At 63.7% G+C, this 25090-nt stretch carries 19 protein-coding genes; 14 read left to right on the top strand and 5 right to left on the bottom strand.

The window, feature by feature from the left end; translation table 11 throughout:
* The 7 genes from ACN0X6_RS20970 to ACN0X6_RS20940 all read left to right on the top strand — a co-directional run.
* Nucleotides 1-864: aminotransferase class III-fold pyridoxal phosphate-dependent enzyme (locus ACN0X6_RS20970; RefSeq protein WP_417706953.1), on the top strand; the 864-nt coding region annotated here is incomplete at its 5' end.
* A gap of 131 nt (nucleotides 865-995) precedes the next feature.
* Nucleotides 996-2093, top strand: coding sequence for a polyamine ABC transporter substrate-binding protein (locus ACN0X6_RS20965; RefSeq protein WP_196477159.1), 1098 nt, complete (start codon nucleotides 996-998; stop codon nucleotides 2091-2093).
* A 67-nt stretch (nucleotides 2094-2160) separates the two neighbouring features.
* A complete protein-coding gene (locus ACN0X6_RS20960) occupies nucleotides 2161-3255 on the top strand; it encodes a polyamine ABC transporter substrate-binding protein (RefSeq protein ID WP_417706950.1) in 1095 nt (364 codons plus the stop codon).
* A 68-nt stretch (nucleotides 3256-3323) separates the two neighbouring features.
* Nucleotides 3324-4415 (top strand): polyamine ABC transporter substrate-binding protein, encoded by a 1092-nt coding sequence (locus ACN0X6_RS20955; RefSeq protein WP_417706948.1) that lies wholly within the window; start codon nucleotides 3324-3326, stop codon nucleotides 4413-4415.
* Nucleotides 4416-4469: 54 nt separating this feature from the next.
* Nucleotides 4470-5624 (top strand): polyamine ABC transporter ATP-binding protein, encoded by a 1155-nt coding sequence (potA, locus tag ACN0X6_RS20950; protein WP_417706947.1) that lies wholly within the window; start codon nucleotides 4470-4472, stop codon nucleotides 5622-5624.
* A 23-nt stretch (nucleotides 5625-5647) separates the two neighbouring features.
* A complete protein-coding gene (locus ACN0X6_RS20945) occupies nucleotides 5648-6529 on the top strand; it encodes an ABC transporter permease subunit (protein WP_417706955.1) in 882 nt (293 codons plus the stop codon).
* Between the two features lie 82 nt (nucleotides 6530-6611).
* A complete protein-coding gene (locus tag ACN0X6_RS20940) occupies nucleotides 6612-7499 on the top strand; it encodes an ABC transporter permease subunit (RefSeq protein ID WP_417706945.1) in 888 nt (295 codons plus the stop codon).
* A gap of 104 nt (nucleotides 7500-7603) precedes the next feature.
* Here ACN0X6_RS20940 and ACN0X6_RS20935 read toward each other — a convergent pair whose 3' ends face one another.
* On the bottom strand, nucleotides 7604-8968 hold the full coding sequence (locus ACN0X6_RS20935) for an inorganic triphosphatase (RefSeq protein ID WP_417706944.1): 1365 nt from the start codon (nucleotides 8966-8968) through the stop codon (nucleotides 7604-7606).
* 112 nt (nucleotides 8969-9080) lie between these two features.
* Between ACN0X6_RS20935 and ACN0X6_RS20930 the strand changes: the two genes are divergently transcribed.
* From ACN0X6_RS20930 to argA, 4 genes are all read left to right on the top strand, one after another.
* Nucleotides 9081-9758 carry a TIGR00153 family protein gene (locus ACN0X6_RS20930; RefSeq protein ID WP_104729913.1) on the top strand — a complete coding sequence of 226 codons (678 nt, stop codon included), beginning with the start codon at nucleotides 9081-9083 and terminating at the stop codon, nucleotides 9756-9758.
* Between the two features lie 39 nt (nucleotides 9759-9797).
* Entirely contained in the window at nucleotides 9798-11066 is a 1269-nt protein-coding gene (locus ACN0X6_RS20925; protein WP_417706942.1) for an inorganic phosphate transporter, read from the top strand.
* Nucleotides 11067-11134: 68 nt separating this feature from the next.
* Nucleotides 11135-12301 (top strand): acetylornithine deacetylase, encoded by a 1167-nt coding sequence (gene argE, locus ACN0X6_RS20920; protein WP_417706940.1) that lies wholly within the window; start codon nucleotides 11135-11137, stop codon nucleotides 12299-12301.
* 168 nt (nucleotides 12302-12469) lie between these two features.
* The gene (argA, locus tag ACN0X6_RS20915; RefSeq protein ID WP_417706938.1) at nucleotides 12470-13768 is read left to right on the top strand and encodes an amino-acid N-acetyltransferase; all 1299 of its coding nucleotides are present in this window, start codon (nucleotides 12470-12472) and stop codon (nucleotides 13766-13768) included.
* A 290-nt stretch (nucleotides 13769-14058) separates the two neighbouring features.
* Here the strand turns inward: argA and rmf are convergent, their stop codons facing one another.
* From rmf to ACN0X6_RS20895, 4 genes are all read right to left on the bottom strand, one after another.
* Nucleotides 14059-14250, bottom strand: a complete 192-nt coding sequence (rmf, locus tag ACN0X6_RS20910) for a ribosome modulation factor (RefSeq protein ID WP_090335979.1) — start codon at nucleotides 14248-14250, stop codon at nucleotides 14059-14061.
* 245 nt (nucleotides 14251-14495) lie between these two features.
* Nucleotides 14496-16076, bottom strand: coding sequence for a glutamate--cysteine ligase (gene gshA / locus ACN0X6_RS20905; RefSeq protein ID WP_417706935.1), 1581 nt, complete (start codon nucleotides 16074-16076; stop codon nucleotides 14496-14498).
* A gap of 102 nt (nucleotides 16077-16178) precedes the next feature.
* On the bottom strand, nucleotides 16179-16565 hold the full coding sequence (locus tag ACN0X6_RS20900; RefSeq protein WP_106733610.1) for a PaaI family thioesterase: 387 nt from the start codon (nucleotides 16563-16565) through the stop codon (nucleotides 16179-16181).
* On the bottom strand, nucleotides 16562-18889 hold the full coding sequence (locus tag ACN0X6_RS20895; RefSeq protein WP_417706932.1) for a Tex family protein: 2328 nt from the start codon (nucleotides 18887-18889) through the stop codon (nucleotides 16562-16564). The genes ACN0X6_RS20900 and ACN0X6_RS20895 overlap by 4 nt, the downstream gene beginning before the upstream one ends.
* A gap of 201 nt (nucleotides 18890-19090) precedes the next feature.
* Here ACN0X6_RS20895 and ompR point away from each other — a divergent pair, with 201 nt between their 5' ends.
* The 3 genes from ompR to ACN0X6_RS20880 all read left to right on the top strand — a co-directional run bounded on the left by ompR (nucleotide 19091) and on the right by ACN0X6_RS20880 (nucleotide 25088).
* The gene (ompR, locus tag ACN0X6_RS20890; RefSeq protein WP_417706930.1) at nucleotides 19091-19828 is read left to right on the top strand and encodes a two-component system response regulator OmpR; all 738 of its coding nucleotides are present in this window, start codon (nucleotides 19091-19093) and stop codon (nucleotides 19826-19828) included.
* A 76-nt stretch (nucleotides 19829-19904) separates the two neighbouring features.
* The gene (locus tag ACN0X6_RS20885; protein WP_417706928.1) at nucleotides 19905-21221 is read left to right on the top strand and encodes an ATP-binding protein; all 1317 of its coding nucleotides are present in this window, start codon (nucleotides 19905-19907) and stop codon (nucleotides 21219-21221) included.
* Nucleotides 21222-21323: 102 nt separating this feature from the next.
* Entirely contained in the window at nucleotides 21324-25088 is a 3765-nt protein-coding gene (locus ACN0X6_RS20880; protein WP_417706926.1) for an EAL domain-containing protein, read from the top strand.
* Nucleotides 25089-25090 lie beyond the last annotated feature (2 nt).

Here is a 25090-nt window from a genome sequence, read left to right as displayed (position 1 = left end):
TTCATGCACGAGCAGGGCGACCTGCCGATCCCGGGCATCGCGCATATCCCGCAGCCGTACTGGTTCGGTGAGGGTGGCGAGCAATCGCCGGACGCATTTGGCATCTGGGCCGCCGACCAGCTGGAGAAGAAGATTCTCGAACTGGGTGTGGACAATGTGGCGGCCTTCATCGCCGAGCCGATCCAGGGCGCCGGCGGCGTGATCATCCCGCCGGACAGTTACTGGCCGCGCATCAAGGAAATCCTCGCCCGGTACGACATCCTCTTCGTCGCCGATGAAGTGATCTGCGGTTTCGGCCGTACCGGCGAATGGTTCGGCAGCCAGTACTACGACCTCAAGCCCGACCTGATGACCATCGCCAAGGGCCTCACCAGCGGCTACGTGCCGATGGGCGGGCTGATCGTCAGCGACAAGGTGTTCGAGGTGATCGAGGCGCACGGCGACTTCAACCACGGCTTCACCTATTCCGGCCACCCGGTGGCGGCAGCGGTGGGGCTGGAGAACCTGCGCATTCTCAAGGAAGAAGGCATCGTCGACCGGGTGAAAGCAGAAACGGCACCGTATTTGCAGCGTCGTCTGCGTGAGCTGGCGGATCACCCTCTGGTGGGCGAAGTGCGCGGTGTCGGCATGTTGGGTGCCATCGAACTGGTGCAGGACAAGGCGACGCGCAAACGTTATCCGGGTGACAAGGCGGTAGGCATGATCTGCCGCGGCCACTGCTTTAATAATGGTCTGATCATGCGCGCCGTGGGCGACACCATGATCATCGCGCCGCCACTGGTGATCAGCCAGGCGGAAGTGGATGAACTGGTGGAGAAAGCACGCAAGTGCCTGGATCTGACTCTGCGTGACCTACAGGTCTGAAAGCCCGCAGTCACGGAAAGTTGTCAGCGGTGCCATGACCTTGCCAGACTGCGCCAGAGTCCGTGAACCAGCCCGATTCGAACGGCTTGCGCGACCTCTGGAATATCGACACAACAACAGGAGCTGTACGCATGAAAACATTCGGCAAGACCCTTCTCGCGTTGTCCCTGACCGCAGCCGTGGCAAGCGCTGCTCAGGCTGACGACAAGGTGCTGCATGTCTACAACTGGAGCGATTACATCGCCGAAGACACCCTGGCCAACTTCGAGAAGGAAACCGGCATCAAGGTCGTCTACGACGTCTTCGACAGCAACGAAGTGCTGGAAGCCAAGTTGCTGGCCGGCAGCTCCGGTTACGACGTAGTGGTACCGTCCAACCCCTTCCTGGCCAAGCAGATCAAGGCCGGCGTGTTCCAGAAGCTGGACAAGTCCAAGCTGCCGAACTGGTCGAACCTGGACAAGGACCTGCTCAAGGCACTGGACCCGAGCGATCCGGGCAACCAGTACTCGATCCCCTACATGTGGGGCACCATCGGTATTGGCTACAACGTCGAGAAGGTCAAGGCCGTACTCGGCGAAGACGCGCCGGTCGACTCCTGGGATCTGGTGTTCAAGCCGGAGAACATGGAAAAGCTGAAGTCCTGCGGTGTTTCCTTCCTCGACTCGCCGACCGAAATCCTCCCTGCCGCTCTGCATTACCTGGGCTATGCCCCGGATAGCAGCAAGGCCGACGAGCTGAAGAAGGCCGAGGAGCTGTTCCTCTCCATCCGTCCTTCGGTGGCCTACTTCCACAGCTCCAAGTACATCTCCGATCTGGCCAACGGCAACATCTGCGTCGCTATCGGCTACTCGGGTGACATCTACCAGAGCAAGGCGCGCGCCGAAGAAGCCAAGAACGGCGTGCAAGTTGGCTACAACATTCCGAAGGAAGGCGCGGGTTCCTTCTTCGACATGCTGGCCGTGCCGGCTGACGCCAAGAATGTCGAGTCTGCCCACGTGTTCCTCAACTACCTGATGAAGCCTGAGGTGATGGCCAGCATCACCAACTACGTGCAGTTCCCCAACGGCAACGCCGCTGCCACCGCGCTGGTGGATGAGGCGCTGCGTACCGACCCGGGCGTATACCCGACCCCGGAAGTGCTGAAGAAGATCTACACCTTCCCGGACCTGGCGCCAGCAGTGCAGCGCAACATGACCCGCAGCTGGACCAAGATCAAATCCGGCCGCTAAGCAACGAAGCAACGCCGCCTGGCGGGTTCGCCCGCCAGGCACCCAAATCGCAAGAAGAGGAAACGTTATGCGTCGTTCTACCCTGCTGGCTGGCCTGGTCGCCGCCGCCATTGGCATATCTGTAGCCCATGCAGATGATCGCGTGGTCAAGGTCTACAACTGGTCCGACTACATTGCGCCGGACACCATCGCCGAGTTCGAGAAGGAAACCGGTATCAAGGTGGTGTATGACGTTTTCGACTCCAACGAAACCCTCGATGGCAAGCTGGCCACCGGCCAGAGCGGCTACGACGTGGTGGTGCCTACCAACCACTTTCTGGCCAAGCAGGTACGTGCCGGCACCTACCTGAAACTGGACAAGTCCAAACTGCCCAACCTGGTCAATCTCGATCCGACCATCATGAACAACCTGGCCGCGGGCGACCCCGGCAACGAATACTCGGTGCCCTACCTGTGGGGCACCAATGGCATCGGCCTGAACGCCACCAAGGCGCGCGCCGTGCTGGGCGACGATGCGCCGCTCGATTCCTGGGAACTGCTGTTCGATCCGAAGTACGCCGAGAAGCTCGCATCCTGCGGTATCGCCCTGCTCGATTCAGGCGACGAAGTGCTGCCACAGACGGTCAACTACCTGGGCCTGTCGCCGCACACCACCAAACGCGAAGACTACGAGAAGGCCGCCGAGCAACTGATGAAGGTGCGTCCTTACATCACCTACTTCCACAGCTCGAAATTCATCTCCGATCTGGCCAACGGCAACATCTGCGCCGCTTTCGGTTACTCCGGTGACGTGCTGCAGGCTGCCGACCGCGCGGAAGAGGCCGGCCGCAGCGACGAGATCATCTACATCATTCCCAAGGAAGGCACCGCCATGTGGGCGGACCTGCTGGCCATCCCCAAGGACGCCAAGAACGTCGACGAAGCGCACGAGTTCATCAACTACCTGCTGCGCCCCGACGTGATCGCCAAGATCAGCGACTACGTGGCCTACGCCAACCCCAACCTCAAGGCCACCGAACTGGTCGATGAGAGCGTGCGCAACAATCCGGGTGTGTACCCCGGCAAGGACGTGATGGCCAAGCTGTATGTCGCCGAGGAGCGTTCGCCGCAAGTGCAGCGCTGGCTGACCCGTGACTGGACGCGAATCAAAAGCGGCCGCTGATCGACGAACGATTTTCCTATAAAGTGCCGCGCCTTTTCCGCTCGGCACACAAAAACGAGGACGATACTGTGCGAGTAACCCTGCCCAAGTCTCTGATCGCGATGGCGGCTTCCGCCTTCTGTGGCGCCGCTCTGGCCCAGCCCACCGTGCATATCTACAACTGGAGCGATTACATCGGCGAAGAGACCCTGGCCAAGTTCGAGGCGAAAACCGGCATCAAGCCGATCTATGACGTCTTCGACTCCAACGAAACCCTCGAAGGCAAACTGCTCGCCGGCCGCAGCGGCTACGATGTGGTGGTGCCTTCCAACCACTTTCTCGGCAAGCAGATTCGCGCTGGCGCCTTCCAGCCGCTCGATCGCAGCAAGCTGAGCAACTGGGACAATCTCGATCCGGCGCTGCTCAAGCAGCTGGAAACCAACGATCCCGGCAATCAGTATTCGGTGCCCTACCTGTGGGGCACCAACGGCATCGGTTACAACGTCGAGAAGGTCAAGGCCGCACTCGGTGTCGAGGAGATCGATTCCTGGGCCGTGCTGTTCGAGCCGGACAACCTCAAGAAGCTCAGCCAGTGCGGCGTCGCTTTCCTCGATTCCGGTGACGAAATGATCCCGGCCATGCTCAATTACCTTGGTCTGGACCCCAACAGCACCAATCCCGACGACTACGCCAAGGCCGAAGCCAAGTTGCTGGAGGTGCGCCCCTACGTCACCTACTTCCACAGCTCCAAGTACATCGGCGACCTGGCCAACGGCAACATCTGCGTGGCTGCCGGTTTCTCCGGCGACATCCTGCAGGCCGCCGACCGCGCCGACGAGGCCGGCAAGGGCATCGAAATCGCCTACAGCATTCCCAAGGAAGGCGCCAATCTCTGGTTCGACATGATGGCCATTCCCGTCGATGCGGCGAACGCCGAACAGGCGCACACCTTCATCAACTTCCTCCTCGAGCCCGAGGTGATCGCCGAAGTCAGTGACTACGTCGGTTATGCCAACCCCAATACCAAGGCGGATGAATTCATGGATGAGGAGGTCCGCAACGACCCGTCCGTCTACCCGTCACAAGCGGTGCTGGACAAGCTGTACATCTCCGCCGAGCTGCCGGTTCGCGTGCAGCGCCTGATGACCCGCAGTTGGACCAAGGTCAAGTCGGGTCAGTAATCGTTCCTGCCCGGCCGCAGGGGTCGGGCACAATCTTCCGGGAGTTTTCCAATAATGGCTGTTGCCTCCAGCGCCTACAAAAAAGCCCTCGAGGGGGATCAGACACCGAAAGAGGTGCTGGTCAAGATCGATCGGGTGACCAAGAAGTTCGACGAGACCGTGGCCGTCGACGACGTCTCGCTGACCATCAACAAGGGCGAGATCTTCGCCCTGCTGGGCGGCTCCGGCTCGGGCAAGTCGACCCTGCTGCGCATGCTCGCCGGCTTCGAGCGGCCGACCGAAGGACGCATCATTCTCGATGGCGTCGACATCACCGACATGCCGCCGTATCAGCGGCCGATCAACATGATGTTCCAGTCCTATGCGCTGTTCCCGCACATGACCGTGGCGCAGAACATCGCCTTCGGCCTGCAGCAGGACAAACTGCCGAAGGCCGAGATCGACGAGCGCGTGGCCGAGATGCTCAAACTGGTGCACATGACCCAGTACGCCAAGCGCAAGCCGCATCAGCTCTCCGGTGGTCAGCGTCAGCGCGTGGCCCTGGCCCGTTCCCTGGCCAAGCGCCCCAAGCTGCTGCTGCTCGACGAACCGATGGGCGCGCTGGACAAGAAGCTGCGTTCGCAGATGCAACTGGAGCTGGTGGAGATCATCGAGCGGGTCGGCGTGACCTGCGTGATGGTGACCCACGACCAGGAGGAGGCCATGACCATGGCCCAGCGCATCGCCATCATGCACCTGGGCTGGATCGCCCAGACCGGCAGCCCGATCGACATCTACGAGACGCCCACCAGCCGTCTGGTGTGCGAGTTCATTGGCAACGTCAACCTCTTCGATGGCCAGCTCACCAGTGACGAGGCCGACCACGCGATCATCGACTGCCCGCATCTGGACAAGCCGATCTACATCGGCCACGGCGTCAGCACGCGCGCCGAGAACAAGTCCGTCAGCTACGCCCTGCGTCCGGAAAAACTGCTGATGGCCACCGCGTTGCCGGAGGACCACGAGCATCCCGAGTACAACTGGAGCCGTGGCCACGTGCACGACATCGCTTACCTCGGCGGTCACTCGGTGTACCACGTCAAGCTCACGTCCGGGCAGATCGTGCAGTGCTTCATCGCCAACGCCGAGCGCCGTGGCAAGCGCCCGACCTGGGACGATCCGGTGGTGGTGTACTGGGAAGATGACAGCGGCGTGGTACTGCAATCATGAAACCGAGCAAACTGGCGCGCTATCTGCCCACCGGGCGGCATGCCGTTATCGGCATACCTTTCCTCTGGCTGTTCATGTTCTTCCTGCTGCCCTTCATCATCGTGCTGAAGATCAGCTTCGCCGAAGCCGACGTGGCGATTCCGCCCTACACGGAAATCTACCAGTGGGCGGACAACAAGCTGACGCTGCTGTTGAACTTCGGCAACTACATCTTCCTCACCGAGGATGCCCTGTACCTGTCGGCTTACCTGGGCTCGCTGCAGATCGCTTTCTTCAGCACCTTGCTCTGTCTGCTGATCGGCTACCCGATGGCCTATGCCATCGCGCGTGCGCCGAAAGAACACCAGACCGTACTGCTGCTGCTGATCATGATGCCGACCTGGACCGCGATCCTGATTCGCGTCTATGCCTGGATGGGTATTCTCGGCAACAACGGCCTGCTCAACAGCCTGCTGATGGGCATTGGCCTGATCGATACGCCGCTGCAGATTCTCAACACCAACACTGCGGTCTATATCGGTGTCGTGTATTCGTACCTGCCGTTCATGATCCTGCCGCTCTACGCCAACCTGGTGAAGCACGACCTCAGCCTGCTGGAGGCCGCGTCTGACCTTGGCTCGAGCAATTTCAACAACTTCTGGAAGATCACCGTGCCGCTGTCGAAGAACGGCATCATTGCCGGCTCGATGCTGGTGTTCATCCCGGTGGTCGGCGAGTTCGTCATCCCCGAGCTGCTTGGTGGCCCGGAGACCCTGATGATCGGCAAGGTGCTGTGGCAGGAGTTCTTCAACAACCGCGACTGGCCTGTGGCTTCCGCTCTGGCTGTGGTGATGCTGGCGATCCTGATCGTGCCCATCATTCTGTTCAACCGTAACCAAGCCAAGGAACTGGAGGGCCGGCCATGATTCGTTCAATCACAGTGAGCCCATCATTCTGTTCAACCGGCTCTTTAACCAGAAGCGGAGCCAAAGAGCTGGAGGGACGGCCATGAAGCGTTTCAGTTTCTCCAGCATCATGCTCTGGGCCGGCCTGGCATTCATCTATCTGCCCATGGTCATCCTGGTCATCTACTCGTTCAACGCCTCGCGGCTGGTAACCGTGTGGGGCGGCTGGTCGGTGAAGTGGTACGTCGGCCTGCTGGACAACACGCAACTGATGAACTCAGTGATGCGCTCGCTGGAAATCGCCTGCTACACCGCCATTGCGGCGGTGGCGCTGGGCACCCTGGCGGCCTTCGTGCTGACCCGCATCACCCACTTCAAGGGACGTACCCTGTTCGGTGGCCTGGTCACCGCGCCGCTGGTGATGCCGGAAGTGATCACCGGTCTGTCGTTGCTGCTGTTGTTCGTGCTGATGGCGCAACTGATCGGCTGGCCGATGCAGCGTGGCATGACCACCATCTGGATCGCCCACACCACCTTCTGCTCGGCCTATGTGGCGGTGGTGGTGTCGTCGCGTCTGCGTGAGCTGGACATGTCCATCGAAGAAGCGGCCATGGATCTGGGGGCGCGGCCGTGGAAAGTGTTCTTCCTGATCACCGTGCCGATGATCGCGCCGTCGCTGGCAGCGGGTGCGATGATGTCCTTCGCCCTGTCGCTGGATGACCTGGTACTGGCCAGCTTCGTTTCCGGTCCTGGTGCGACCACCCTGCCGATGGAGATCTTCTCTGCCGTGCGCCTGGGGGTTAAACCTGAGATCAACGCGGTGGCCAGCCTGATCCTGCTGGCTGTATCGTTCGCCACCTTCCTGGCCTGGTTCTTCGCCCATCGCGCCGAAGAAAAGCGCAAGAAGGCCATGCAACAAGCCATGGACGAGACCGCCAATCCGTCCTGGCAGCAGGTCGTCGACAGCCGTCGCAATCCCAGCAGCAACTGAGCTGCACGCTGAAATGAAAAACGGGCCCTGCGGGGCCCGTTTTTCATGGTGCCGCTGGTTGGCGGCACTGGCGGTAGGGTGCGCTGTGCGCACCGAGTCTTGCGCTATCTGACCAACGCCTTCCAGGCCTTGAGGCTGCTCACGATCTGCGTCTGAGTCGCACGCAGCTGGCGCTGTTCTTCGTCCAGGTCCTGCTGAGCCAGGCCGTACAGCTTGTTCAGCTCGCCATACAGGCGGTCGACCTCGGGCACTTCCAGCACGCTTCGCGCCAGTCGCAGCCAGACCAGCAAGCGTTCCAGACGTGGCATCTGCTCGGCCAGGTCTTCCGGCTGCTGTTGGTAGCGGCGCAGTTGCAGGGCATTACCTTCTTCGCTCAGCAGGGTCGGTAACCAGTTGCCCAGGGCTGCATTGCCCTGGCGATTGCCGCGATTGTTGCGCTCCAACGTCCAGTTGCGCTGCAGCAGCCAGTGCGACAGCTTCAGCGACAGCAGGCCCCAGCGGCAGCCATCCAGTTCGGCAGCGAACAGTGCCGGGGCGTTGCGCCGCATGCTGTCATCGTTCTGCCCGGCTGCCAGGCGCGGCCGCCAGTCGTCGAGCAGGGCATCGAGCGCTTCGCGCAATTCACGCGAGCTGCTGCGGGGCGCCGCCTGACCGAGGCTGGCGAGCAGGGCGCGCAGGTCGATCAACTGCTCCAGCCATTGTTGCAACAGGCTCCAATGGCCGTTCCAGCGATATTGCTCGGCCAGGCGTTGGCTGGCGCCGAGCAGGTGCCAGGCAAGCGCGGCGAAGGCATCGTCCAGGCTCATCTCGGCGTCAAGCTCGGGGGCTGGCAGGCTCAGGTTGTAGCTGCCGGCATCGAACAGGCGATAGCCGCGCTCGGCCTTGCTGATGTCGCAGGGCATCAGCGGCAGCTCGGCGGCCAGTTCGCAGGCCAGCTCCAGCAGGGCGGCGGGCTCGCCCTGGCGCAGCTCCAGCTCCAGCTCGCAGATCTCTTCTTCGCCCTCGCCGGCGATGACCTTGCCCAGATCCAGCGCGGCTTCGATGATCACCTTGGCCTTGCCACGGCCCCAGGAGATCTCGGCCTTTTCGCGAACGAAGTCGGTGGTGAACAACGGCTGCAGGGTTTTCTTGTCCAGCTCCGCCAGGCTGGCTGGCCAGCAGCTGTCATCGAGCTTTTTCAGGTCGAGCTTGGCCTTGCTCAGGTACCAGTCCCACTCGTTGCGCTCGGACAGGCCGGCGACGCTCTGGCCACGGCTCTTCAGGGTCTGGATGAACTGCTCGCCATCGCGGCGCAGACGCAGGGCGACCTTGGCACTCGCCAGCTCGCGGTCCGGCGTGTCGTAATACTGGTTGAACAGCTCGCCGCGCTGCCAGCCACTCTTGTTGCGTTTTTTCAGCAACGGGTGTTCACGCAGGGCGGCCAGGGTGGCGCGGCTGGCGCGCAGTTTGATTTCGGTTTCTTTGACCATGGTGGAGAGCTAGATAGCCTTTTATGAAAATGTGACAGAGCGATGACACGCGCTGGCGAATGACGAAGCCGGTCCCTATACTTGCGACCTTCTCAAAACGGGGGCTTACCCTATGCCTATCAATCCCTTTGTCAGCCTGTTCGGCCGTTCACCCATCGGCCCCATGCAACAGCATATCGCCAAGGCTCACGAGTGCGCGGCGAACCTGGTGCCTTTCTTCGAAGCCATAATGGTCGAGGACTGGGCCAAGGTGGAACAGGTACAACAGGAGATGTCCCGGCTGGAGCACGAGGCCGACAAGCTGAAGAAAAGCGTGCGCCTGCACCTGCCCAAGAGCCTGTTCCTGCCGGTGCCGCGTTCGGACCTGCTCGAGCTGCTCAGTGTACAGGACAAAGTCGCCAACCGTGCCAAGGACATCGCTGGGCTGATGCTCGGCCGGCAGATGGCCATTCCACAACCGTTGCAGCCGCTGATGCGCACCTACGTGCAGCGCAGCGTGGATGCCAGCGCTCAGGCGCTGAAGGCAATGAACGAATTGGACGAGCTGCTCGAGACCGGTTTCGCCGGCCGTGAAGCTGTACTCGTGGAAACCCTGATCGAGGAGCTCGGTTCGATCGAAAACGATACCGATCGCCTGCAGATCGAGGTGCGCCGCAACCTGTTCAAGCTGGAGAAGGACCTTCCCCCGGTCGATGTGATGTTCCTCTATCAGATCATCGACTGGGTCGGCGATGTCGCCGACCGCGCCCAACGAGTGGGCAACCGACTGGAACAACTGCTGGCGCGCTAAGCGCCAGTGTCCTTTCTGGGATCTACGGAAAACTAATTTATGTCTCTTATTGCGGACTACGGGCTCGTTCTGCTCGTTCTTGCCTGCCTTTTCGGTTTTTTCATGGCCTGGGGTGTTGGAGCCAACGATGTAGCCAATGCTATGGGTACATCCGTTGGCTCGCGTGCATTGACCATCAAGCAGGCGATCATCATCGCCATGGTCTTCGAGTTTGCCGGTGCCTACCTGGCTGGCGGCGAGGTGACCGAAACCATCAAGAGCGGCATAGTCGATGCCTCGCTTATCAGTCCCAACCTGATGGTGCTGGGCATGATGTCGGCGCTGCTGGCAGCGGGTACCTGGCTGCTGGTGGCTTCCACCAAAGGCTGGCCGGTCTCCACCACTCATTCCATCGTCGGTGCCGTGATCGGCTTCGCTGCGGTCGGCGTGTCGATGGATGCCGTGCACTGGAGCGGTGTCGGTCCCATCGTCGCCAGCTGGGTGGTGTCGCCCGTGCTGTCTGGCGTGGTGGCTTTCGGTGTGTTCATGAGTGTGCAGAAGCTGATCATCGACACCGATAGCCCGTTCGCCAACGCCAAGCGCTACGTGCCGGTGTATATGTTCCTCACCGGCTTCATGGTTTCCATCATGACCCTGACCAAAGGGCTCAAGCATGTAGGCCTGCACCTCAGCGCTATTGAGGGCTTCCTCCTCGCGGCAGGTATTGGCGTGCTGGTGATGCTGATCGGCATTGCTCTCCTCAGCCGCATCAAGGTGGATGTCGAGGCCGACAAGAGCTTCCACTTCGCCAGCGTGGAGAAGGTGTTCGCCGTACTGATGATCTTCACCGCCTGCGCCATGGCCTTCGCTCACGGCTCCAATGACGTGGCCAACGCGGTTGGTCCGCTGGCGGCCATCGTTGGCGTGATCCAGAGTGGTGGTGAAATGGTCGGCGCCAAGGCAGCGCTGCCAGCCTGGGTATTGTTGCTCGGAGCGGTGGGTATCGTGGTTGGCCTGGCCACCTATGGTTACAAGGTGATCGCCACCATCGGCAAGGAAATCACCGAGCTGACCCCAAGCCGTGGCTTTGCCGCTGAGTTGGCGACCGCCACTACCGTGGTTGGTGCTTCGGCCATCGGTTTGCCGGTTTCCACTACCCATACCTTGGTCGGTGCGGTACTCGGCGTCGGTATCGCTCGCGGCATCGGTGCGCTCAACCTGAGCGTGATCGGCAGGATATTCATGTCCTGGCTGATCACCCTGCCGGTGGGCGCTGCGCTGTCGATCTTCTTCTTCTTCATTCTGCGCGCGCTGTTCGGCGGGGTCTGATCCTGCGCTGACGGTTTCCCCTGCGGTTGGATGCTCCTATGATGGAGCTCCGACCCAGGAGAGTGCTGATGCCCTTGCCGTCCTTTCAAGAGCAGTTCGCCGCGCTGATCGCCGCGCCTTCGGTGAGCTGTACCCAGCCGAGCTGGGATCAGAGCAACGCGCCTGTGATCGAGCTGCTCGCCGCCTGGCTCGGTGATCTCGGTTTTACCTGCGAAACCCAGCAGATTGCCCCCGGCAAATTCAACCTGCTTGCCAGCTATGGTTCAGGCCCTGGCGGCCTGGTGCTGGCCGGGCACAGCGATACCGTGCCGTTCGATGCTGCCCTGTGGCAGACCGACCCGCTCAGGCTGACCGAAGTCGGTGACCGCTGGGTGGGCCTTGGCAGTTGCGACATGAAGGGTTTCTTCGCCCTGGCCATCGAAGCCGTGCGGCCGCTGCTCGATCAGCCCTTCAGGCAACCGCTGCTGATCCTCGCCACCTGCGACGAGGAAAGTTCCATGGCCGGTGCCCGCGCCCTGGCCGAGGCCGGCCGGCCGCTTGGCCGCGCGGCAGTGATCGGCGAACCGACCGGGCTCAAGCCCATCCGCCTGCACAAGGGCGTGATGATGGAGCGCATCGACATCCTCGGCCAGAGTGGCCATTCCTCCGACCCGGCGCTCGGCCACAGCGCGCTGGAGGCCATGCAGGACGTGATGGACGAGCTGCGCGGCCTGCGTGCCCAGTGGCAGCGCGAATTCAACAACCCGCAATTCGGTGTACCACAGCCGACCCTGAACCTGGGTTGCATCCACGGCGGTGACAATCCCAACCGCATCTGTGGCCAGTGCGCGCTGGAGTTCGACCTGCGCCCGCTGCCGGGCATGGACCCGGAACAACTGCGTGCGGCGATTCGCGGCAAGTTGCAGCCGTTGGCGCTCAAGCACCAGGTGCGTATCGACTACGGCCCGCTGTTCCCGGCCGTGCCGCCCTTCGAGCAATCTGCCGATGCCGAGCTGGTACGCCTGGCCGAGCGTCTGACCGGGCACAGTGCGCAAGCGGTGGCATTTGGCACCGAGGCGCCTTATCTTCAGCAACTTGGCTGCGAGACGCTGGTGCTCGGCCCCGGCGACATCGACTGCGCGCACCAGCCAGGGGAACACCTGGAGCTGGCGCGCATCGAACCTACCGTGGCGCTGCTGCGCCAACTGATCCAACACTATTGCCTGACGCGGAGTGAAGACGTGCAACGACGATGAGAGCCAGCCCCGAGCCTGCCCTATTGCACATGCGGGTTGCACCCGCCCTACGACTGGACGCTGACGGGCATGTCCTCCTTCATCTGGCGCTTCGCGCCATCTTCTCCCGGAAGGGGAAGTGTACGAGGAGGGCGTCGCTGCGCGACTTTCACGCTAACGGATCTCTACATGCACGACTACGTCACCTGGTTACGCCACGCTTCGCCCTACATCAACGCCCATCGCGACTGCACCTTCGTGGTCATGCTGCCGGGCGAGGGCGTTGCCCATCCGAATTTCGCCAACATCGTCCATGACCTGGTGCTGCTGCATAGCCTCGGCGTGCGCCTGGTACTGGTTCACGGCTCGCGCCCGCAGATCGAGGCGCGCCTCGCTGCCCGTGGCCTGATCCCGCATTACCATCGCGACCTGCGCATCACCGACGCACCGACCCTGGAATGCGTGATCGATGCCGTCGGCCAGTTGCGCATCGCCATCGAGGCGCGCCTGTCGATGGATATGGCCGCCTCGCCGATGCAGGGCTCGCGCCTGCGTCTGACCAGCGGCAATTTCGTCACCGCCAGGCCGATCGGCGTGCTCGATGGCGTCGACTATCACCACACCGGCGAGGTGCGGCGTATCGATCGCAAGGGCATCAATCGCCAGCTCGACGAGCGCAGCATCGTGCTGCTGTCGCCGCTGGGCTATTCGCCCACCGGGGAGATCTTCAACCTGGCCTGCGAGGACGTCGCCACCCGCGCGGCCATCGATCTGGGTGCGGACAAGCTGCTGCTGTTCGGCGCCGAAGACGGTCTGCTCGACGAGCAGGGCAGGCTGGTGCGTGAGCTGCGTCCGCAGCAGGTGCCGGCGCACCTGGCGCGGCTGGGCAGCAACTACCAGGGGGAATTGCTCGATGCCGCGGCCGAGGCCTGCCGTGGCGGCGTGGGGCGCAGTCATATCGTCAGTTATGCCACCGATGGTGCGCTGCTCAGCGAGCTGTTCACCCGCACCGGCAACGGCACCCTGGTCGCCCAGGAACAGTTCGAATCCCTGCGTGAGGCGACCATCGAAGATGTCGGCGGCCTGATCGAGCTGATCAGCCCGCTGGAAGAACAGGGCATTCTGGTGCGTCGTTCGCGCGAGGTGCTGGAGCGCGAGATCGAGCAGTTCAGCATCGTCGAGCGCGAAGGACTGATCATTGCCTGTGCGGCGCTGTATCCCATTGCCGATTCCGACTGTGGCGAGCTGGCCTGCCTGGCCGTCAATCCCGATTACCGCCACGGCGGTCGCGGCGACGAGCTGCTGGAGCGGATCGAGGCGCGGGCACGGGCGCAGGGGATCAAGACCCTGTTCGTGCTCACTACCCGCACCGCCCACTGGTTCCGCGAGCGCGGTTTCGAGCCGAGCAGCGTCGAGCGCATGCCCACCGCGCGGGCCTCGCTGTACAACTACCAGCGCAATTCGAAGGTGTTCGAGAAGGCCCTGTAGTGTGAGCTGTGTGCACCGAGTAGACGGAAATGCACCGGATTGCATCCGGCCTAGGGCCCTTCAGGCGTAGGGTGGATCACGCTTCATCGATCCACCGTTTGGTGGATGTAAAAGGCGACATCCACCCTACCTGCAGAATCCATCTCAGCTCAGTAGGGTGCGCTGCGCGCACCGAATAAGAAGGGATATTCCCGGATTACATCCAGGCTACGTGCTGTAGGAGCGAATTTACTCGCGAGCTTCGCGGCTGAAGCCGCTCCTACAGAATAGATGCTGACCGCAATGGCTCGTCAGGCGCTATGCTGCTGCAGGCGCATCTGCTCGAAGCCGTCGTCCCAGCCGGCTTCCCAGGCGGCAGCAGGGATTTCCTCGGGGTAGGGCTGGCGGGTTCTGGGCTGGCCGGTAAGACCGGCCATATAACCTTGCTGGTAGGCCTTGGTCAGGCTTTCCAGGCTCCATTGCGGCGTGGCGTCGTCGGCCATGGGCGCTGCTCGTCTATCGTCCTTTACCCGGCAATGCTAGCTGGCCGGGCGGCCAAGGGAGTGGCCGCCCATCCTGGCTTTTGCTCCGCTGGTTGGCTTTGTGACGCAGTCGACTAATCCGATTTGGCCATTGGCAAGCACCTGATGTTGCCGGGTGTCGCGTAGGTTGCGCCGTGCGCACCGCCTGTATCCTGAGTCGCTTGGCGCGCACGGCACACCCTACGGCGCAGCTCGACCGGCTTCAGCTACACGGCCAACGCCAGAATGCTCGCCTGGTAGGCCGCGACGAACGCATCGAAATCACCCTGGGGTTGGGCCTCCAGTTCTGCCTGCGCGGCCAGTGAATCGTGGGCGGCTTGTTCGAAGGCCTGCTGCTGCTGCGTGCCGAGCGGCTGAGCGCGGAAGTATTCGGCGTGGCGCAGGCTCTGCTGCAGGGCGAACTCGGTAAAGCTCTTGCCTTGACGCAGAATCGCCAGCACCTGCGCCGATGGCGTCATCGCCACATCCGCGACCTTGGCTTGCTGTTGCGCCAACGCCTCGATGTGCATGCTGCTGCCCTGGCTGCGGTCGAGCAGTTCGGCCAGCGGCAGGATGCGTTCGAGCAGTTCGCTGGCCCAGACCTTGAGTTCCACCTGCTGCTTGCCTTTGTGCAGGTGCAGACCGGGACGACGGCCTTCCTTGACCACCTTGAGGAAGTTGCTGGTGCAACTGCTGCACTCGCCGTTCTCCAGCAGCGGGCTGTCTTCCAGTGCGCAGAACAGCAGGAAGGCGTCGATGAAGCGCGCCTGCGCCACGTCGATGCCCAGCGGCAGGAAGGGGTTGATGTCCAGGCAGCGCACTTCCACGTACTGCACGCCACGACTCATCAGCGCCTGGATCGGCCGCTCGCCGCTGTAGGTGACGCGTTTCGGGCGGATGCTCGAGTAGTACTCGTTCTCGATCTGCAGGATGTTGGTGTTCAGCTGCAGCCACTCGTCGCCGCGCTTGATGCCGGCCTCGACATAGGCCGGGTAGGGCGTGCCGACCGCGAGGCGCAGGCTGTCGGTGTAGCTGGTCAGGTCGTTGTAGCAGGGGGTCAGGCCGGACTGTGCGCTGCTCTGATAGCCCAGGTCGCTCATGCGCAGGCTGGTGGCGTAGGGCAGGTACAGGGTGCTGGCGTCCAGTTCCTGAAGGTGGTGCGCACGGCCGCGCATGAAGCCCTTGTCCAGCGCCGGCGAGGCGCCGAACAGGTACATCAGCAGCCAGCTGTAGCGGCGGAAGTTGCGGATCAGCGCGATATAACGCGCCGACTGGTAGTCACGCGCACTCTGCTCGCTGCCTTCGCTCTGCTGTTGCAGCTGCCACAGCCCCTCGGGCAGGGAGAAGTTGTAGTGGATGCCGGCGATGCACTGCATGGTCTTGCCGTAGCGCAGCGCCAGACCCTTACGGTACACGTACTTGAGGCGGCCGATGTTGGAGCTGCCGTAGCGGGCGATGGGAATCGTCTCCTCGTCCGGCAGGGCACAGGGCATCGACGGGCTCCACAGCAGTTCGCCATCAAGCTTGTCGTAGGCGAAGCGGTGAATGCTTTCGAGTTCGGCGAGGGTGGCGGCCGGGTCGTTGGCAGTGCCGGTGATGAACTCCAGCAGCGACTCGGAATAGTCGGTGGTGATCTGCGCATGGGTCAGCGCCGAGCCCAGCGCCTGCGGGTGCGGGGTCAGGGCCAGCTGGCCGTCGCGATCGACGCGCAGGCATTCGCGCTCGATACCGTGCAGACACTCACCCAGCAGGGACAGGTTGGCCGGCTCGCCGAGCAGGGCCAGGCGGCGGGAGAGAAGATCGCTCAAGATGCAATTCCTAACTGGGCAATCGCCACAATATGGGGATCGCCCCTGCACTCTGCAAGGGGCGAACGGTTTGCCAGATTAGACCAGACCGAGCGGAGGCGATTACACGCAGGCGAAGGTGCCTTGCGCCTTGGCGACCAGCTTGTCGCCCTGCAGCACTTCGGCTTCCACCACCTGGGTGCGGCGACCGGCGTGCAGCACCTTGGCATGGCACAGCACGCTGCCCTCGGACACCGGGCGGATGTAGTTGATCTTGCATTCCAGGGTCACGCTGCTCGGGCCGCCATCGCCCAGGCTGTGGCTGGCCTGCCCCATGGCGGTGTCGATCAGCGAGAACAGCGCACCGCCGTGCAGCTTGCCGTGCAGGTTGCGCAAATCGTCGGTGAGGGTCAGGCGCACGCGCGCCTCGCCGCCGCCGACCTGGAGGATCTCCAGGCCGAGCAGGCGGGAAAAGGCGCTGCTGGCGCCCACGTTGTCGGTCGTGCTCATTTCTTCAACTGCTTGGCGTTGGCGAACAGGGCGGCCATGCCGCCGGTGGCGGGGGCCGGTTTGTCCTGGCTGGAGTGGCGCTCGCTGCGCGGCGCATTGCCGCCACGACTGCCGCCGCGCGATTGACCGCCTCGCGGTCCCTCGACCTTCTCGCCCGGCGTGTCGCCCATGCGCATGGACAGGGCGATACGGTTACGTGGGATGTCCACCTCCATCACCTTGACCTTGACCACATCGCCGGCCTTGACGGCCTCGTGCGGGTCCTTGATGAACTTCTCCGACAGCGCGCTGATGTGCACCAGGCCGTCCTGGTGCACGCCGATGTCGACGAAGGCGCCGAAGTTGGTGACGTTGGTCACCACGCCTTCGAGCACCATGCCCAGCTTGAGGTCCTTGAGGGTTTCCACGCCTTCCTGGAATTCGGCGGTCTTGAATTCCGGGCGCGGGTCGCGCCCAGGCTTGTCCAGTTCCTTGAGGATGTCACCGACGGTGACCAGGCCGAAGCGTTCATCGGTGAACCTGGCCGGGTCGAGGCGCTTGAGAAAGCCCGAATCGCCGATCAGCGAGCGGATGTCGCGGCCGGTGTCCTGGGCGATGCGCTCGACCAGCGGATAGGTTTCCGGGTGCACCGCCGAGGCGTCCAGCGGGTTGTCGCCGCTCATCACGCGCAGGAAGCCGGCGGCCTGCTCGAAGGTCTTCTCACCCAGGCGCGGCACCTTTTTCAGCTCGGCGCGCGAGGCGAAGGCGCCGTTGGCGTCACGGTACTGCACGATGTTCTGCGCCAGGGTCGCGTTGAGGCCGGAGATGCGTGCCAGCAGGGCGGCAGAGGCGGTGTTCACGTCCACGCCGACGGCGTTCACGCAGTCCTCGACCACGGCGTCCAGGCTGCGTGCCAGCTTGAGCTGCGAGACATCGTGCTGGTATTGGCCGACGCCGATGGATTTCGGGTCGATCTTCACCAGTTCGGCCAGCGGGTCCTGCAGGCGACGGGCGATGGACACGGCGCCGCGCAGGGACACGTCGAGATCGGGGAATTCGCGGGCGGCCAGTTCCGAGGCCGAGTACACCGAGGCGCCGGCCTCGGAGACCATCACCTTGGTCAGCTTCAGGCCCGGCACCTTCTTGATCAGTTCGGCGGCCAGCTTGTCGGTCTCGCGGCTGGCGGTGCCGTTGCCGATGGAGATCAGGTCGACGCCATGCTTGGCACAGAGCTTGGCGAGGATGGCGAGAGTGCCGTCCCAGTCGTTGCGCGGCGCGTGCGGGTAGACGGTGGCGGTTTCCAGCACCTTGCCGGTGGCGTCGACCACCGCCACCTTGCAGCCGGTACGCAGGCCCGGGTCGAGCGCCAGGGTGGCGCGCGGGCCGGCGGGGGCGGCCAGCAGAAGGTCATGCAGGTTGCGGGCGAACACGGCAATCGCCTCGTCCTCGGCCTTCTCGCGCAGCTCGCCGAGCAGGTCGGTTTCCAGATGGTTGTAGAGCTTGACCTTCCAGGTCCAGCGCACCACCTCGGCCAGCCACTTGTCGGCGGCACGGCCTTGCGCGCTGATGCCGAAGCGCTCGCCGATCATCAGCTCGCACGGATGCATGGTGCCGGGCAGCTCCTCGCCGACCTTCAGGCTGGAACTGAGAATGCCTTCGTTGCGGCCGCGGAAAATCGCCAGCGCGCGGTGCGACGGCACGCCCTTTAGCGCTTCGTCGTGCTCGAAGTAGTCGCTGAATTTGGCGCCTTCGTTCTCCTTGCCCGGCACCAGGCGAGCGCTGAGGGTGGCGTTGTCCTTGAGGAAGCTGCGCAGCTTGTCGAGCAACGCGGCGTCTTCGGCGAAGCGCTCCATGAGGATGTACTTGGCGCCTTCGAGCACGGCTTTTACATCCGCGAAGCCCTTTTCGGCGTCGATGAAGCGCTCGGCTTCCTGGTCCGGCGTCAGGCTCGGATCGTTGAACAGCGCATCGGCCAGTTCGCCGAGGCCGGCTTCCAGGGCGATCTGGCCCTTGGTGCGGCGCTTCTGCTTGTACGGCAGGTACAAGTCTTCGAGACGGGTCTTGGTGTCGGCGAGGTCGATCTCGCGCTTGAGTTCGGGGGTCAGCTTGCCCTGCTCCTCGATGCTGGCGAGTATCGCCACACGGCGCTCATCCAGCTCGCGCAGGTAGCGCAGGCGCTCTTCCAGATGGCGCAACTGGGTGTCGTCGAGACTGCCGGTCACTTCTTTACGGTAACGGGCGATGAAGGGCACGGTGGAGCCTTCGTCGAGCAGGGCCACGGCGGCGGCAACCTGTTGCGGGCGCACGCCCAGTTCATCGGCGATGCGGTTGTTGATGCTGTCCATATAGAAACTACCCACTGAAGCGACAGGGCGGCCGCAAAGATGCTGGCCAGACACGAAAGCGGCGCATTATAAACACCGCATTCGCGAGAGCTGCGAACCGTTGGGGAAAAATCTGCTAACAATGGCTGAAGCGCCCACCCATGCGCCTGAGCGATAATGCCGCCACTTGCCGTCCTCAGTACGGCTGTCCAAGGAGACGCCATGACCCAGTCCGCTGCCCCTGTCGCCGAAGGCGAGAAGATTCTCATCGTCGATGACGACGCCCGTCTGCGCCGCTTGCTCGAGCGCTTCTTCGATGAGCAGGGCTACCGGGTTCGCGCAGTGGAAAACGTCGAGCAGATGGATCGTCTGCTGGCGCGCGAACTGTTCAATCTGGTGGTGCTGGACCTGATGTTGCCGGGCGAAGACGGCCTTTCTGCCTGCCGCCGCTTGCGTGAAGCCGGCAACCAGATGCCGATCATCATGCTCACCGCCAAGGGCGATGAGTCCAGCCGTATCCAGGGCCTGGAACTGGGTGCTGACGACTACCTGGCCAAACCCTTCAACCCGCGTGAGTTGCTGGCGCGGATCAAGGCGGTGCTGCGCCGTCAGGCGCCAGTGGTGCCGGGTGCGCCGGGCAGCGAAGACGAGAGCGTCAGCTTCGGCGAATATGAACTGTCCCTGGCCACTCGCGAGCTGAAGAAGGGGCAGGAGGTGCACATGCTCACCACCGGCGAGTTCGCCGTGCTCAAGGCGCTGGTGCAACATGCGCGCGAACCGCTGACCCGCGACAAGCTGATGAACCTGGCCCGTGGCCGCGAGTGGGACGCGCTGGAGCGCTCCATCGATGTGCAGATCAGCCGCCTGCGTCGCCTGATCGAGCCGGACCCGTCCAAGCCGCGTTATATCCAGACCGTCTGGGGTGTGGGCTACGTGTTCGTGCCCGACGGCAACAAGTGACCTGTAGGAGCGGGCGCTGCTCGCGAAAACGTGGTTTCGATTCGCGAGCTGGGCTCGCTCCTACGGTTCTGCATTGATGAAAGCCCCCTACTGGTTCCCGCAAAGCTTCTTCGCCCGCACTCTCTGGCTGGTGCTGGTGGTCGTGCTGTTCTCCAAGGCACTGACGCTGGTGTACCTGATGATGAACGAGGACGTGCTGGTCGACCGCCAGTACAGCCACGGTGCGGCGCTGACCCTGCGGGCCTACTGGGCGGCCAATCCCGACGATCGCGACCATATCGCCCAGGCCGCCGGGCTCAAGCGCATCCCGCGCGACAAGGTGCCGGCCAGTGAGCAGCACTGGCCCTACAGCGAGATTTTCCAGCGGCAGATGCAAACCGAGCTCGGTCCCGATACCGAAACCCGCGTGCGCGCCACCACGCCACCCGCGCTGTGGGTGCGGGCACCGAGTCTCGGCGATGGCTGGGTGAGGGTGCCGATGTATCCGCATCCGCTGCGTGGCCAGCGCATCTGGAGCGTGCTCGGCTGGTTCCTGGGTATCGGCCTGCTGTCCACGGCCGCCGCCTGGATCTTCGTGCGCCAGCTCAATGCGCCGCTCAAACGCCTGGTCTATGCCGCTCGCCAGCTCGGTCAGGGGCGTAGCGTGCGCCTGCCGGTGGGCGATACGCCAAGCGAGATGACCGAGGTGTACCGCGCCTTCAACCAGATGGCCGAGGACGTCGAGCAGGCCGGGCGCGAACGTGAACTGATGCTGGCCGGCGTGTCTCATGATCTGCGCACGCCGCTGACCCGTCTGCGCCTGGCCCTGGAGTTCATGGAGCACGATTCCGAGCTGACCGAGGACATGGTGCGCGATATCGAGGACATGGACGCCATCCTCGATCAGTTCCTCGCCTTCATCCGCGATGGGCGCGACGAGCCACTGGAGGCGCTGGACTTCTCCGAACTGGTGCGCGAAACCCTGGCGCCCTACAACCAGAACGGCGAGCGCGTGCGCCTGTGCCTCGAGCCGATCCCTCCCTTCCCGCTGCGCCGCGTCTCGACCAAGCGTCTGCTCACCAACCTGGTGGAGAATGCCCTCAATCATGGCGGTGGTGATGCCGTCGAGGTGGTCGCCAGCCTGGCCGGCGATCACAACGCGCCTTATGTGGTGCTGAGCGTGCTGGACCGTGGCAACGGTATCGATCCAGCCGAGCTGGACAGCATCTTCAACCCCTTCATTCGCGGTGATCGGGCGCGTGGTGGGCGCGGCACAGGTCTTGGTCTGGCCATCGTCAAGCGCATCGCGGCACTGCATGGTGGCAGCGTCGAGTTGCGCAACCGCTCCGGCGGTGGCCTGGAGGCGCGGGTGCGCCTGCCGCTGGGGCTGCTGTTGCCGCGCGACGCGGTGTAGCTGACGACCGACCGTCCAGGTGACGGCCAGGGTGCTGGCAATATGCTGCCAAGCGCTCTGGCGCTGGGCTATGCTGTGCCAGCGCATCAACTCGAGGCCTGCATGCCCGCCGCCTGCCCTGACCGCTTGCCCAACTGGACCTGGTGGCTGCCGCTGCCGATTTTCCATCTGGCAACCTGGATTTCCCTGGCGACCCGCCTGAATGACGGGGTGGCGTTGTGTTATCTCCCCCTGGTGCTCGGCCTTGCCTTGTGCCTGTGGTGGGGGCCGCGCGTGCTGCCGGCGTTGTACCTCAATGCCTTGTTCAGTGCGCCGCTATGGGGCCTGCCCTGGCAGTGGTCGCCGCTCTATGCGTTGCCGGAAACCGTCGCCGTTGCCCTGGGCTGGTGGCTGTTGCGGCGTCAGCCTTTCGATCCTGCCCTGGGGCGTTTGAGCGATCTGCTCAGGTTCCTCGCCTTCGCCGTGCTGATGCCGAGCGCCTTGGTGGCGCTCGGTGTGCAGAGCAACCTCTGGCTGAGCGGTTTTCAGGCCAGCGAGCAGTGGGCGCAGGACGGCCTGGCGATCTGGTTGAGCGATACCATCAATATGCTTGCCCTGACGGCGCCCTTGCTGACGTACGGTACCCCACTGCTGCGGGCGCGCGGCTGGATCAGCGAGCCGCTGACAGATAGCGCGCCGACGCTGAGCATCAGTCGCTCGCCGGGTGGTTGGTTGTTGGCGACTGGCGTGTTTCTGGTGCTGATGCTGCTCAGCGCCAGCCTGCCGGCTCAGCTCGCCCTGCCGCTACTTGGCCTGAGCATGCTGGTACTGGCGCTACGGCACGCCTTTGCCGGTGCACTGTATGGTGTGCTGCTGGTGTACGCCGCCACCCTGCCGCTACCGCTGTTGCGCGGCAGCCCGAGCTTCGGTGAGCTGGATCTGCAGCGTAGCCAGTTGCACTTCGCCGTCGTGCTGCTGATGGGCGCCACCTTGCTGGTGGGGCGTGCGCTCGGCGATCTGCGCCAGGCGCTGGCGCGCAGCGCGCAGATGCAGCAGCAACTGGCCCGCGCCAATCTGGCGATGGAGGCCAGCCCGCTGGGCGTGACCATCGCCGATGCGCGCCAGGCCGACATGCCTTTGGTGTACTGCAATTTCGCATTCAGCCAGATGACCGGCTACAGCGCCGAGGAGGTGCTGGGGCGCAACTGCCGTTTCCTGCTCGGCCTGGATCGCGCCCAGCTCGAGCTGCAACCGTTGCGCCGTGCCCTGCGAGAGGGGTGCAGCGGCCATGCCGTGGTGCGCAATTATCGCAAGGACGGCAAGCCGTTCTGGAACGAGGTGGTGCTGGCGCCGATGCGCGACGAGCAGGGCATCAGCCATTTCGTCGGGCTGCAGCATGATGTCACCGAGCGTGTCGAGCTGGCGGCCAAGGTCGAGCTGCAGCGAGCGCAGCTACTGCGCCAGAGCCATCTGTTCAGCCAGACCGAAGACATTGCCAACCTGGGCGGCTGGGTGCTGGAGGTCAGCGACTACTGCATGTTCTGGAGCGATGGCTGCTACCGCATCGTCGACCGCGACATCCATCCTGGGCCGCCGAATCTCGAGCAGGCGCTGGATTACTTCGACACGCCGAGCCAGGCGCTGATCATGCAGACCCTGCAGGCCGCCTTGAGCGGGAGGGATGACCTGGATATCGAGGTGCGCCTGGCAGCACGTCTGGGGGGACGCCTGGTACGCCTGCGCGGCATGGCCGAGCGCGACAACGACGGCAGCCTGGTGCGCATCTACGGCGTGGTGCAGGACATCAGCGAGCGCAAGCGCACCGAGTCGCAACTGCGCGAGCGAGACGAACGCCTGCGGCTGTTCTTCGAGGCGCCGCTGATCGGCATGGCGCTGACGACCCAGAGCTTTGGCTGGGAAGAGGTCAACCAGAAGCTGTGCAGCATTCTCGGTCGTAGCCGCGACGAATTGCTCGTCAGCAGTTGGCAGCAACTGTCGCACCCGGACGATCTGCCGGCGGAGCAGGCTCATGTGGAGCAGGTGCTGCTGGGCAGCAGCGATGGCTTCGAGATGGACAAGCGCTTTCTGCGTGCCGATGGCTTGGTGGTCTTCACCCGTGTCAGCCTGCGCGCCGTGCGCGGCGGTGGTGGCCGGCAGACGCTGTTCCTGCTGTTGGTCGAGGACATCAGTGCCCGGCGCGAGGCCGAGGCGCGCTATCGAACGCTGGTCGAGCACGCGCCCGAGGCCATCCTGCTGTTCGACCCGGAGGGCGGCATCGTCGAGTGCAACGCGAATGCCCTGAGCCTGTTCCGCTATCGCCGCGATGAGCTGCTCGGCAAGTCGATTCAGAGCATCAGCCCGGTACGTCAGGCCGATGGTCGGCTGTCTTCTCGCGCCGGCAAGGCATTCCTGCGCCGCGCCATTGCCGGTGATGCGCCGGTGTTCGAATGGAGCCATCGCGACAGCGCCGGTCGCCAGTTGCCCTGCGAGGTGCGCCTGGTGCGCATGCCTGGGGAGAAGCTGCTGATTCGCGCCAGCGTCACCGACATCTCCGAGCGCCAACGCTACCAGCGCGAGATCGAGCGCCTGGCCTACAGCGACGAACTCACCGGCCTGCCCAATCGCCGCCTGCTGCTCGATCGCCTGCAGCACGCCATGGATCGCGAGAGTCGTGAGGGCAGCCTGGGCGCGTTGCTGTTCATCGATCTGGATCACTTCAAGACGGTCAACGACAGCCTGGGTCATCTGGTTGGCGACGCCCTGCTGGTCGAAGTGACCACACGCCTGGCCCGTGAGCTGCGCACTGAAGACACCCTGGCGCGCCTCGGCGGTGACGAGTTCGTGGTGCTGCTCGAAGCGCTGGATCATGAGCCGCAAGCGGTTGCCGAGCAGGCCGCAGCCGTGGGCGAGAAACTGCTGCGCGGCCTGCATGGCAGTTGCCTGATCGACGGCCATGAGCTGGCGATCAGCGCCAGTATCGGCATCGCCCTGCACCCGCTGGGCCTGCAGCAGGCCTCGGACATTCTCAAGCAGGCCGATACCGCCATGTACCGGGCCAAGCATGCCGGGCGCAACGCCCTGCATTTCTTCGCCCCGCAGATGCAGGTTGCCATCGACCAGCGCCTGCAGTTGCAGAGCGAGTTGCGCCAGGCCATCGCGCGTCAGCAACTGCAGCTGGTGTTCCAGCCGCAGCTGATCCTGGCCGACGACAGCGTGGCAGGCGCCGAGGTGTTGCTGCGCTGGATGCACCCCGAGCGTGGTGAGATCGGGCCGGATCAGTTCATTCCCCTGGCCGAGGAAACCGGGCTGATCCAGGACATCGGCCAGTGGGTGCTGGAGCAGGCCTGCGCGGCACTGGCACGCTGGCAGGCGCAATGGCCGCAACTGGTGCTGGCGGTCAATCTCAGCCCGCGTGAGCTGCGTCAGGCGGGCTGCGTGGAGCGTGTCGAGCAGTGCTTGCGCCAGCACGCCGTACCGGCCCAGTCCCTGGAGCTGGAAATCACCGAAGGCGTGCTACTCGAAGATGTCGAGCGCTGCATCGGCAATATGCAGCAGCTCAAGGCGCAGGGCGTGCGCTTCGCCATCGACGACTTCGGTACCGGCTACTCGTCGCTGACCTATCTCAAGCGTCTGCCGCTGGACCGGCTGAAGATCGACCGCAGCTTCGTCGCCGATCTCGACGCTGAAGCGAGTGGGCGCATGCTGGTGCAGACCATCCTGATGATCGCGCGCAACCTGGGCCTGGAGTGCGTGGCCGAGGGTATCGAACACGACAGCCAGCTGGCGCTGCTGCGTGAGCAGGGCTGTGCCCTGGGCCAGGGTTACCTGTTCGGCCGGCCGATGAGCGAAGCGGAGTTTCTCGCCTGGATGCAGGCGCGTCAGCGCTGAAC

Source organism: Pseudomonas sp., from assembly GCF_048269965.1.
Classification (GTDB): Bacteria; Pseudomonadota; Gammaproteobacteria; order Pseudomonadales; family Pseudomonadaceae; genus Aquipseudomonas.
This window is presented reverse-complemented; position numbering and strand designations above follow the sequence as displayed.